We start from the raw sequence: 12,243 nt of genomic DNA on the forward strand, positions 1-12,243 counted from the left end.
GCTGCTGATTAAAATGGATATCCAATCCCTATGTTATAAACTAAATTGTTACTTCTCCAGCTGGAACTGCCAAAGTCGATCTTGTCAATCACCCATCTTTGTCCTTCAGGCTGGTAAGGTTCCCTGATCGGGAAGGCTACATCCAAACGGATTACGAAAATTTTAGCGTCGACCCTTAAACCCGCGCCAGTACCTACGGCCATCTGGCTGAGTGCCTTATTAAATTCAAAACCAGAACCCGGTCTAAGCGGATCTTCTTTCCTTAACCAAATATTACCAGCATCGGCAAACACCGCACCGTAGAGAATGCTGACAATTTTGAAGCGAAGCTCTGTATTGAGCATGATCTTGATGTCACCACTTTCGTCTGCAATTGATGAAGTATCGCGATATGTTCCGGGACCTAATGATCTTGCAGCAAATGCACGGATATCATTACTTCCGCCGGCGAAAAACTGTCTTACAAATGGAAGAGAAGTACTGTTTCCATAGGCATATCCGTAACCCAGGTCAATCCTGTTGGCCCAGATCGTATTTCGTGTAATCTTATAATAATCTCTAAAATCTGCTTCTAATCTTACAAATTGCGTGAGTGGAGTACTTAAAAGACTTTTATCGCCATTCGCATCTTTGGATACAAATAAACCCCATAAATTACCGCCAGTCTGCACATTTCCATTGAAATAAATATTATTTCTACGGTAGTCTTCCATTTGGTTGGTATATGTAAAGGTGTAGTTACTACCAATGATGAATTGTTTTTGCAGGGAATTTCTCAAACCAGGAATAGCCCTGAATAAACTATCTTGTTTGATCTGATTTACATCAGGCTTAACGTAGGTTATTGAAATAGGGTTAAAAGTATGTTCCTTGTGAATATTCTCTTTCCAGTTATAGCCATATTCTCCGGTAAATGAACTTAAAGCATACAATGAGCCTCTGTCTACCAATTGATAGGAAAGAGAGGTTACTGTTTTTGGAATAAATGCAGTTGTACTGGATGGTTTATAAAAAGGTACAATGAACTGCGGGAAAGTTAACTTGGCCTGTGTAGTGAAAGAATAAGAATTTAAGTTCTGTGCCTGTCCGCTCACCTGAGTTTCAAAACCACCACTTGCACTCACATCCAGTTGCTCTGCACCATGAAACAAGTTCCTGGTTGTTTGTGTAACCTTTACTTCTGATCCTACAAAGTTGTTCGATTTACTGGTTCCTGTAACACTAAAGGTGAGTGAGTTTTTCTTAAGGGGTGTAAGGTAAATATTCAGGTCCAGCTGATCATTTTTAAAACTGTCCAGAGGAAGAAACTCGGCTCTAATGTCTTGAAAGGCATTGATGTTAACCAATCGGTTTAGCGTTAAACTATGATCTGCACGGTTATAAGTTTCATCTTTTTTAAAGAAGATCAATCTGTCAAATAAACGGGGTTTAAATGTTTTTCTATCATCATAGATTCTAAAATCATGATATTCCAAAGGAGTTAATTTTCTCAGCGTACTATCTCTTCTTAAAGAATAGGCAGGATAGACATTGATATCTTTTATTGTATAAGGTTTTAACGCGGCATCAGGCGCAATGTCTTTTATCTTTACTGTAACATTGACCAGGTTTTTTCCAATGGTGCTATCTACCTGTAAAAGGATATAATCAGGATTAAAATAGAAATAACCCTTTTCCTTAAGGTCGTTATCTATACGTACCCTTTCATTGATAAATACATCCAGATTATAGAAGTTACCCACTTTCAATAGAGATTTGTCTTTATTGTCATTGATGATCTTGGTGAGTGCGCCAGTGTCTTTAGGAAAGGTGATCTTACTGATCTTATATCTTATCCCTGTATTTGCTTTATAAACTACTTTGGCGGTCTTATTTTTAATTAAAGAATCCCCGATTACCTTAGATTGTAAATATCCCTGGCTGATCAGGTAACTGGTGAGTACATCATCATTGTATTTAATTTTTACCTGGCTTAGCAATACAGGAGGTTCGCCTACTTTAGTTCTAATCCAATGACGGATGCCTTTAGGTTTTTTGGGTTCACCGGCCAGATTATAAATGTATAGTTTGGGTCTTAAACCAAGGATGGATTTATTAGGCCTGGGACGTGTTTTAGTTTCCAGCGTGCTTTTAACATCCTTTTGATTTTCTATTCTAACTGAAGAGTCGGGATTAATCAATACCTCAGCACCTGTGTACAATTTCTGACCAGGTTTTAAATATTTAGTATTGCTGCAGGCAGCCCATATTAAACATATAAATACAAATAAGCTGAGGTTAATTAGTCTTTTCATCCTTTGGTTTCTGTTCTTTTTTTACTTTATTCTTTTTTCTGTGAAGGATTTCCCTGAATTTATTATAGTCTACCACAAGGGCAAAGCCAAGGCCTGTTTCAATTACTTGTCCCTCGATTACTTCATCAGTTTGGTTACGTCGGTAAGCACGCAGGCGGTACCTTCCATCAGCAGAGAGGGCATATTGTATATTTACGTCGCCTGCAATATTAGTAGAGCTCTGTCCTGCAGGCTGCGGGCCTTCCAAACCAAATGAGCTACCAACGGTAACCGTAAGCCTGTCATTCAATAGTTTTTTGGATAAGCCGACCTCCAAATCTGTTTTTTGCTGTAGTGAACCAGTTGAATAATCTTCTGAACTGTTCACGCCGAAATTGATATCCACACCCTTGATGAGATCTGATGCAAGATTGTTTAATTGTTCTGTTAACAAATTACTCACACTTGATCTCGCCAGGGTAGAGGCGCCACCACCACCACCTACTAAACTTTGGAATGGATTATCAGCGATAAATCTATTCAGGGCCAGTAAAGCAAAAACCTGTTTGTTTAGTTCCGCTTCGTCCCGGTTCACGTTCAGTACCTTGGTGTAAACCGTTCCGCTTAAAGCATCGCGATCTGCTTCCGGAAGATCCAGACGGAAAGATATTGTTGGCTTTAATAATTCGCCTTTCATCATCAGGTAAACCTGGAACGGCAGTTTAGTCTTGGCTTCAATATTATCCGCTTCGTTTAACAAATCGATCGGCGCAGCTTTAACTTCATATAAAGCAGTTAAATCTACATTGGCAGACATCGGATCTCCTGTCCATACGATAGTACTTCCATTCACCAGTTTGAAAGTCTTTTTACCTATAGCACTGATAGTTAAATTATAGGAACCATCAGATATTTGATAACGGCCTGTTAAACTTGTTCTTCCGCTTGGGTCCATGGTAGCCGTCAGGTCTGCATAACCTCTAACCTTCAGCGCATCGCCATTGGCAGGGTCAACAATCACGTTCATCTCAGCGGCAGAATCGATCTCCACTTTAGCCGTCAGGTTAATTCCTTTGATCGGAGATTTTTTTACGACATCTTGCTTAAGTGCTTTTTGTCCATTATAAGGCGCTGCGTCGGCATCAATAAACTCCACAATACCTTTTTGGTTAATTACTGTTGGGTCATCAGCCGGCAGGGCAAAGAAGAATTTAGTTCCTTTCTCCACCTTGACGTTCATGGTTACGTTAGGCTGGTTCATGTCACCTCTAACCTTGATATTACTACTTAGGAATACTGTTCCATAGATCATATCGTTATCGGCAGCGGTAGAATGAATAGCACGGAAATTATCTGTCTTGATATCCATATTAAATTTGAAATTCTGGAAATCAGTGGTCAGGATTCCCCCATTAATGGTGGCCTGTTTATTTAAAGAATCGATGACGGTGAAATTGTTAAAATTGATACCCTGATCGGTAAAGCTGATCGTTTCATTTGGCATTCTGAAATAAGATCCCACATAGGTTGCTGTAAATGCTGCCTGGTTAAATTTAACATCTCCCAGAACTTTCGGTGCACTGGTTGATCCTTTAATGGTCATCTGTGCGGTAATAGTGCCTGATCCATTTTTTATCTGTCCCATGGAAACACTCTCCAATGATTTTAAATCAATCTTATCTATGTTTAAATTGAAATCCAGCGCGTTTTCCGTATTGGTATAATAGAATCCGTCCAAACGTACTTCATGTACACCTGTTAAGGCTATATTGGTTTCAAAAGCATTTGGTGTATTGTTATTTACTGCAATGCGAAGTGTGCCCAGCTGATCTTTCTGATAACGCAGTTTTTCAACGGTCAGGTTAGCCGTAAATTTAGGGCTGGCCGTAAGATCTTTTACATCTACTGTACCATTGATCAGCCCACCTGCCATAGCTGAATCCTGCTCTGCAAATTTGGCCAATGTTTCTATTCTGAAATCTTTAAATTCTACTTTTATTGGAGAATTAGGGGTTGCATTCACGCTATTCACACTCAATAACTGTGTTCCCTGGCTCAGGTTAAACTGATTGGCCAGTATACCCGAAGCCCCAAACTGGATATAGTTTTGCGGGGAAACAGCCCATCGCTGATAATCCAGTAATATCCTGGTAGGGTCGAAGCTAAACCTATAGTCTTTGTTGATAGATTGAAAGGAACCTCCTAATACATATCTGTCATTTAGCTTACTATCTCTTAAAATAATATCTATTCCTAATTTATTGTTAGCTACAATCCCACTTACTTCAGGGCTGAATAAACTTAAGGAAGGACTGCCAACGTGTTTAACCAATAACTTATAGAATAGCCGCTTATCAGCATTGTTAACCGTTAATCTGGTGCTATCTACCCGGTAATCGCCATATACAATCTGCGGAAACCAGGCATTCATCACCAGGCTATCTTTTTTTGTATCAATCAGGCCGCTCATTTGTGAAGGAGCGAAAGTGGTTAACTGAGGCACGATATTCTGAATGAACTTAGGATTATAAATATTTAAAGAGAACCTGAAACGCTGATCGGGAACGGTGGTTACCTGTCCGAAAGCGTAATACTTGTTGATCTGATTGATGATGGCTCCACTGATATTGGTGAGCTGGTATTTACCATCAATACGGGCACTCATCAATTCTGATTTGAGGGTAAGCAGGTTATGATCTGCCGTGGCTTCAGAATGAACATCAATGGTGTCTAAGTTAAACTTCTGACCTTCTTTTACTACCTGCAGGCTCCTGATGCTTACGTCTCCGTTCAGGTAATTGGGGTCGGCAGTTTTAATATCTGCTTTTACCAGCCCCGCTACTTTAAATCCTGTCGTGCTAAAGTTTAATTTCTGAAGATCCACCTGTTTCAGATTAAGATCTGCTTTGACTGCAGGATACTTTCCGGCCATGTTTACAAAAGCAGTTAAGCTGAAGTTCAGGTTACTATCGACCATTTCACTCTTGATATTCAGTTTCTTTTGGGAATATGTTCCGCTTAGCAATAAGTTTTTGTAAGTATATTTATTATAAGAAGCACTTATTAGTTGTCCGTTTAATTTGGCAGCAGCAGTTTTTGCATCCAATCCGGTACCTGTTACATTCGCTTTAACGGTGATCCTGCCCAGCGTTTTCTGCATCTTTAATAAGCGGCCAACGTTAAAGTTATTGAGGCTGAGGTTTGCGGTATAACTTTCTTTGCCCTTAGGTCCCTTCATAGTGGCCATTAGTTTTGCAGATCCCATATCGGTGTTGATATTAAAACCTGTGTTAAAATTGGTCATGGAGCCTTTGAATTTTCCGTTGGCAACAATCTTATTAGGTAGTTCGATATTGGTTGGTAAAGTCTTTTTAGGAATAACTACGAGTAAATCGCTTTTTGTCAAAGAGAACTGTTTGATATTCAGGTCGAGGAAGGTTTTATTCACGTCAGGTAAACCTTTCACTGTTCCGGTGACATCAATATGGGTACTTTTTAAGCCATTAATCTGTAACTGGGGGATGGAAAGATTATTCATATAACCATTAACTTTTGCGGTTACCCTGATCTTTTCGTTCCTGTAGTTAGCGGGGATAGCATCACTGAAATAAGTTCCGTCTTTCAAACCCAGTGTAGAGTTTTTGACTTGCAGGGCAAGCTTTACTCTTTCAGGATGTTTGGTCAGATCATCCATGGAAGTGAAATTCAGTTCCGTGTTGTTCTCTATTTTGGTATTGGGCGTTTTAAAGATAAAATTGCTGAGTTTAATCTGTTTGTCATTATAGACCACATCTCCCTGCAATTTGGATAACTCAAATCCGCTTTTTTCTTTTAGCGTGCCGCTTTTGACATTTACCTTAATACCGGCGGCACTATAAGAAAGATTTTCAGCACCTAAACCAAGACTTTTGATTTTAAGGTGGTTAAAGTCCATTCCTTTGGCTGTAGGTTTTACCGCAAGATTATCAAATTGTATCGTGTTATCAGCCAGGTTTAACTGGTTAACCAATACCGCCATTGCAGACGCTTTGGCCAGGACGGTATCTGTTGTTTTTGACGTTTTAACTTGTGCCGCAGGTTTAAAAGCAAACAAAATATTTGATTTATTCAGTGTGGCTTCATCCAGTTTATAATTGCTTTTATTGAGGTCGGCAAATAATTTGGTCAGCGTTAATTCATTCAAGTTCAGATCTGCATGTGTGTCTGCGATCATATCGTCGTAATTGAGCTTCACATTGTTGAAAGCAATATCCTGCACCTCTACAGTAGGAAGTGCCCCTGTTACTGTTTTGGTAGAGTCAATGCTTTTTTGTACCTGTGCAACCAATTGATTAAGCGGCTTCTGTTGTAAATATTTTAAGGTGGTGTTTTTTAAGGACAGATTTTTAATCACATAATGCTGGTGGTCCATATCAAAATCTTTGATATTGGTTTCAAATTCTCCTAACCTTATACTTACATCATTGCCGGCTACATCATCACGGTAAACGATACCGATATCCTTTAGGCTGACCTTATTGATAGAGAACTTCATGGTAGATGTAGTGTCTTTATCTACTTCTGTATCAGGCTTTTTTTGTTCAGACATAAAAGCATCCAGAAGGAAGGAGAAGTTAAAAGTGGTATCCGGATTGATCCGGGTTACATTAGCCCTGATCTTATCCATTTCAATATTATTGATCTCCACTTTTTTGTGGATCAGTTTGAGAAGGCTGATGTCAACGGCTAGTTTTTCAGCGTATAATAAAGTGTCTCCTTTTTTATCAGCCATGTAAAACTTATTCAGTACCACATCTTTAGGTAAGGCAATTTTTATGCTTTCCAGACTAACTTCTGTGTGGGTTTTATTTTTCAGGTAGTTGATTGCTTTGTCTTTAACAGAGTTCTGAACAGAAGGTATGTTTAAAGCGACAGCAATGAGCACAACCAGCATGATCACGCTGGCGATTACCCATAAAACTACTTTTAAACTGATGCGTATGTATTTATTCAATGGAGGATGATTTGAGAGATTTACATTATTTAGACAATCACCAAAACCATGCCATAGGTATTATCTGAGATACATTACAATATACTTTATAGTTTGTTTAGAGAATTTAAAGTTTAAAATATTTTTGTGTGTGTGGTTATATTTTTTGCTTTTGAGGTTATTCTGATCAGATGATTTACGCTGATGGTTTTTGATAGTTTCTTCCAGGATTAGTTTTGTTTTGCAAAGGGATTGAGTAAGCATTGGGTAGGCATTGAGTAGGGGTTGCTATAGCCCCTGGTTATAGAAATGCCTTCCCAATACTATAGCAAGGCCGGTTCAGAATTAGTTTAATCTGCTCTTAAACTAGCAGCAAACTCGAAGCGCATAGCTATACCAGTAAAATCGTTGAATCAGTAGTGAAAGTCGCCATTAGTCATGTAATAAATGATAATATTATAGTATATTTATATCCCTCAGTTGATAAATCGGCTGATTGGCTTCCCTAATTAGCTATTACATGATAAATAAATTAAGTTTTTCCATTTCTTACGAAGCATATGATCATCTGCAGGAATTATCTGCTGAGGACCAGTCTTTATGTTTGAAGGCAGAAGAGGCGCTAAGTACTTCCTATTCTCCTTATTCTAATTTTAAGGTAGCGGCTGCCGTTCTTTTAAGTGATGGAAAAATTATAACAGGCAGTAACCAGGAAAACATGGCTTACCCTTCCGGACTCTGTGCAGAGCGCGTTGCCTTATTTACTGTTGGCGCCACACATCCTGATGCAATTATAGCAAGTATAGTGATCACCGCACATACTCCTAATTTTAAAATTGAACAGCCCATTACCTGCTGCGGTGCCTGTTTGCAGGTGATGTCAGAATTTGAGCGTAAGCAAAATAAAGAGCTGACGGTTATATTTTATTGTCTTGACGGTCAGATCTTAAAAATAAAAGGAATGCGCAATTTGTTGCCTTTTGGTTTTGTAGAAGACAGGCTACTGGCTGATCCGGTACGTTTAAAACAATTATAGGGAATTTCTAAAATTGTTAGCAATTTGTATTCCCGAAATATAAGCGGATGCATTATCTTTACGGCACCCAATCCCTTTTTTAATGAGCGACGAATTAGATAATAATATAAACGAAGAGACAAAACATACCGTAATCCCTATCAACGGACTTTACGAAAACTGGTTCCTCGATTATGCTTCTTATGTAATTTTAGACCGGGCGGTGCCCCATATTAATGATGGTTTAAAACCTGTACAGCGGAGGATCATGCATTCGCTGAAGGAAATGGACGACGGACGTTTTAATAAAGCGGCCAACGTTATTGGAAATACCATGAAGTACCACCCCCATGGTGATGCTTCGATTGGGGATGCAATGGTACAGATTGGGCAGAAAGACCTGCTGATTGATTGCCAGGGAAACTGGGGAGATCCGGTAACCGGCGATAGTGCTGCTGCACCCCGTTATATAGAAGCCCGCTTATCTAAATTTGCAAATGAAGTAGTGTTCAACTCGGATACTACCATCTGGCAGTTAAGTTATGATGGACGTAACAACGAACCACTTACTTTACCTGTTAAATTCCCTTTGCTGCTGGCACAGGGTGCAGAAGGTATTGCAGTAGGTTTGGCCACTAAAGTAATGCCGCATAATTTTATCGAACTGCTTGATGCTTCGATAGATATTTTACAGGGTGGCAGGCCGAATATCCTTCCCGATTTTTTTACCGGTGGAATGGCAGATTTCTCTGCTTATAATGAAGGTATGCGCGGCGGAAAAGTTCGTGTGCGTGCAAAGATCACAGAGAAGGACAAGAAAACCCTGGTGATTACCGAAATCCCTTACAGCACGACTACAGGATCGGTGATCGACAGTATTCTTTCGGCAAATGATAAAGGAAAGATCAAGATCAAAAAGATCGAAGACAATACTGCGGCTAACGTAGAGATTGTGATCCAGCTTGCACCTGGGATTTCACCTGATGTAACGATAGATGCCTTATATGCTTTTACATCCTGCGAAGTTTCTATTTCTCCCAATACCTGTATTATTAAAGATGATAAACCACAGTTTTTAAGTGTAAATGCTATTCTTACCGAGAATACGCAAAATACCAAAGATCTGCTGAAACAGGAATTGGAGATTAAACTGCATGAACTTCAGGAGAAGATCTTTTTTAGTTCTTTACTGAAGATCTTTATACAGGAAGGAATGTATAAGAATGCCGACTACGAAAATTCAAATAATTTTGATATGGTAGTAGGTGTATTGAATAAATTATTTGCCCCTTTCAGGGAACAATTATACCGGGATATTTTACCTGAAGATTTCAAAAAGCTGATCGATAAACCAATGAGCAGCATCACCCGCTTTGACGTTAAAAAAGCGGACGATCAGATGAAAGCATTGTCGGATGAAATCAAAGTGGTGAAAAATCACTTAAAACACTTGACAGATTATGCAATTGCCTGGTATCAGCGGTTAAAAGATAAATATGGCAAAGGCAGGGAACGTAAAACAGAGATCCGCCTGTTCGATAGGGTGGAGGCTTCTAAAGTTGCACTGGCCAATGTTAAGTTGTACCTGAACCGTGAAGATGGTTTTATCGGTACAGGATTAAAAAAAGATGAGTTTGTTGCCGACTGTTCTGATCTGGACGAGATTATCGTTTTCAGGGAAGATGGTAAGTGTATCATCACTAAGGTCGCTGATAAAACCTTTGTAGGTAAGGGAATCATTTACGCACACGTATTCAAAAAGAATGATGAGCGTACAATTTATAATCTGATCTATAAAGATGGCGCAAGCGGCGTTTCTTATATCAAACGTTTTGCTGTAATGGGCGTTACGCGAGATAAGGAATATGACCTGACCAAAGGCAGTAAAGGTTCTAAAATATTGTATTTCACGCCAAATCCTAATGGAGAAGCTGAAATCATTACGATCATGTTAAAGCCCCATACCAAACTGAAGAAATTGCAGTTTGATGTAGACTTTGCTGATATCGCTATTAAAGGCCGTGCTTCGCAAGGAAATATCGTTTCCAAATACCCGGTGAAAAAGATTCTGCTGAAAAGCAAAGGGATATCTACTTTATCAGGATTGAAAATCTGGTATGACGATTTGCTGAGACGCCTGAATGTTGATGGCAGGGGCAAGTACTTGGGTGAGTTTGATGGAGACGATAAGATCCTGCAGGTACATAAAGATGGCTGGTACGAGCTGAGTTCTTTTGAATTGAGCAATCACTTTGATGCTGATCTGCTGCTGATACAGAAGTTTGATCCGGAGAAACCTTTTGCTGTAGTTCAGTTTGAAGGAAAAGCCAAGAATTATTTTGTGAAGCGGTTTGTTTTTGAACCTATTGCGGTAGGTAAAAAACAAAGCCTGATCAGTGAGGAAACAGGTTCTAAATTTCTTTATCTAACCAGTAACCCGGCAGCCACTTTAACCGTAGATATTTTAAAAGGTAAAACACAGATCCCGGAAACAATAGCAATTTTATTGGCTGAGTTTATAGATCTGAAAGGTATCAAAGCAAATGGTAACAGGTTGAGTCAGCATGACGTGAAACAGGTTACAATTAGCAACCATGAAGAGATTGAATCCGGGCCAGAGGAGCCTTCAAAAGAGGATGAAATTGTCCAGGATGATGAGGCTGTAGAAAATATCGACGGTGAAGTAACCAGTGAGGCTGAACTGGCCGACGAAGAAGAAAGTGATGTGTTTGAGCCAGAAGTTTCCAGTAAGGATGATTCATTAACTTCATTTGATGAAGAGGGAGAAGAAGAGTCCTTTCAGGAAGAATCTGATGTTTCAGCAGATCAACCTGAACCTTTAGAAGAGGAACTTGAAGTAGTGGAAGAGGAAGTAATACCTGGTAACCCTGTTGAAGAGCCTGCAGCAGATGATTTGCCTGCTGAAGTTCCGGAGGAAGAAGTAACGCCTGCTAAAAAAGAAAAGGATGTTATCGGTGGAAAAACTGTTGACAAAGCTGAAAAGCCTGCTAAGCAAAAGAAGGCTGATGATGCAAAAAGCAAGGTAACAAAAGAGACGAAAACTAGTCAGGATATTAAGCTGGAAATCACTAATCCTGATGATGTGGACATAGATGACAAAGGACAGCTCGGATTGTTTTAATTATTTTTAATTATTTTTTGGAATAGTATGAATAGTATATAAAAAGCTATATATTAGATCTCCTAACCAAATATAAATCATCATGATCGCAATCGTATTAGCTTCAGTTGCCCTGACAATTTTACTAACCCGTTATCAACATAGTAACATTAATAAGGACCATTAAAATTTTAACCTCTGTCTTTAAGATGGGGGTTTTTTTATGTGTTTTAGCTAAATAAATTAGGCCATCTTTCGGCAGCCATCACTAGTGAAATTCCGAAGATTGCGGAAGACAAAAAGAAAGTCCAATCCCATTTTTTGACTTTAAAAAGGTTGATCAGTATAAAGGAGATCAACAGTGTTACCAGGACAATGATTACCTGGCCAAATTCCAGGCCTATGTTGAAAGCGAAAAGTTGCGCTACAATGCTTTTGCTCTTGCCCAGTAAGGCATTCAGGTAGTTGGAAAAGCCTAATCCATGGATCAATCCGAAGAATAAAGCCAGCAGGTATTTGAAGTTGATATTCCGGGGTCTTGATTTTCCGGCGAGGATGTTTGATGCTGCAGTGATCAGGATGGTGACCGGGATGAGAAATTCAACGAGATCGGTTTTAATGTGAATGATCTTTAATACGCTTAATGCAAGGGTGATGCTGTGACCGATTGTAAACGCAGTAACGAGTACCAAGACCCTTCGCCAATCTGCTAACATATAAGTGCCGCATAAGACCATTACGAAGAGAATGTGGTCATATCCCCTCCAGTTCAATATATGTTGCCAGCCCAGTTCAAAGTATAAGGAGAAATCCTGCATCGGGCTAAATTATTTAATTTTTATGGATTAGCCCAATCGCCAGA

At 39.3% G+C, this 12,243-nt stretch carries 5 protein-coding genes; 2 read left to right on the forward strand and 3 right to left on the reverse strand.

Going from position 1 to position 12,243, the window contains the following annotated elements; all coding sequences use genetic code 11:
* Positions 1–8: 8 nt before the first annotated feature.
* Both GSQ84_RS13325 and GSQ84_RS13330 read right to left on the reverse strand, forming a co-directional pair.
* A complete protein-coding gene (locus GSQ84_RS13325) occupies positions 9–2,294 on the reverse strand; it encodes a BamA/TamA family outer membrane protein (protein WP_158797765.1) in 2,286 nt (761 codons plus the stop codon).
* Positions 2,278–7,266 carry a translocation/assembly module TamB gene (locus tag GSQ84_RS13330; RefSeq protein WP_158797766.1) on the reverse strand — a complete coding sequence of 1,663 codons (4,989 nt, stop codon included), beginning with the start codon at positions 7,264–7,266 and terminating at the stop codon, positions 2,278–2,280. Before GSQ84_RS13330 ends, GSQ84_RS13325 begins: the two co-directional genes overlap by 17 nt.
* Before the next feature lie 499 nt (positions 7,267–7,765).
* On the opposite strand from GSQ84_RS13330, the gene GSQ84_RS13335 reads away from it, so the two are divergent.
* Both GSQ84_RS13335 and GSQ84_RS13340 read left to right on the forward strand, forming a co-directional pair.
* Positions 7,766–8,281 carry a cytidine deaminase gene (locus GSQ84_RS13335; RefSeq protein ID WP_158797767.1) on the forward strand — a complete coding sequence of 172 codons (516 nt, stop codon included), beginning with the start codon at positions 7,766–7,768 and terminating at the stop codon, positions 8,279–8,281.
* Positions 8,282–8,363: 82 nt separating this feature from the next.
* Positions 8,364–11,402, forward strand: coding sequence for a DNA gyrase/topoisomerase IV subunit A (locus GSQ84_RS13340; protein ID WP_158797768.1), 3,039 nt, complete (start codon positions 8,364–8,366; stop codon positions 11,400–11,402).
* A 209-nt stretch (positions 11,403–11,611) separates the two neighbouring features.
* Here the strand turns inward: GSQ84_RS13340 and GSQ84_RS13345 are convergent, their stop codons facing one another.
* Complete coding sequence (locus tag GSQ84_RS13345) at positions 11,612–12,199, reverse strand: HupE/UreJ family protein (protein WP_158797769.1); 588 nt, start codon at positions 12,197–12,199, stop codon at positions 11,612–11,614.
* Positions 12,200–12,243 lie beyond the last annotated feature (44 nt).

This window comes from Pedobacter sp. L105 (assembly GCF_009765875.1).
Taxonomy (GTDB): domain Bacteria; phylum Bacteroidota; class Bacteroidia; order Sphingobacteriales; family Sphingobacteriaceae; genus Pedobacter.

Excerpts from the sequence above, each read along its gene's own strand:
- GSQ84_RS13325 (WP_158797765.1), bottom strand. The coding sequence starts at position 2,294 with ATGAAAAGACTAATTAACCTCAGCTTATTTGTATTTATATGTTTAATA.
- GSQ84_RS13335 (WP_158797767.1), top strand. The coding sequence starts at position 7,766 with ATGATAAATAAATTAAGTTTTTCCATTTCTTACGAAGCATATGATCAT.
- GSQ84_RS13340 (WP_158797768.1), top strand. The coding sequence starts at position 8,364 with ATGAGCGACGAATTAGATAATAATATAAACGAAGAGACAAAACATACC.
- GSQ84_RS13345 (WP_158797769.1), bottom strand. The coding sequence starts at position 12,199 with ATGCAGGATTTCTCCTTATACTTTGAACTGGGCTGGCAACATATATTG.